The organism is Paraburkholderia sp. SIMBA_053 (assembly GCF_046534895.1).
Taxonomy (GTDB): Bacteria; Pseudomonadota; Gammaproteobacteria; order Burkholderiales; family Burkholderiaceae; genus Paraburkholderia; species Paraburkholderia caledonica.
The window spans coordinates 1-269 of record NZ_JAWRXU010000741.1 but is presented as its reverse complement, the minus strand read 5'-3'; the positions used below and the strand labels follow the sequence as shown (position 1 = coordinate 269).

The following is a 269-nucleotide window of genomic DNA, read 5'->3' as shown; positions in this document are numbered from 1 at the left end:
GGTCGGCGGTCGGCGTGATGTCCACGTCGGCGGGCAGCGACGCGTGCAGTTGCGGCAGCATCGCGGTGACGCGGTCGATCGTCTCGATGATGTTCGCGCCCGGCTGCCGGTACAGAATCACGAGCACCGAGCGCTTGCCGTTGAAGAGGCCGAGGTTGCGCAGGTCTTCGACGGAATCGACCACTTCGGCGACATCCGACAGTCTGACCGCCGAGCCGTTGCGATACGCGATCACGAGGTCGCGATATTGCGACGCCTTGCTCGCCTGG

At 65.8% G+C, this 269-nt stretch carries 1 protein-coding gene; it reads right to left on the bottom strand.

What is annotated here, in order from left to right:
* The coding region (locus SB753_RS37550) for an efflux RND transporter permease subunit (protein ID WP_410805224.1) at positions 1-269 on the bottom strand (269 nt) is incomplete at both ends.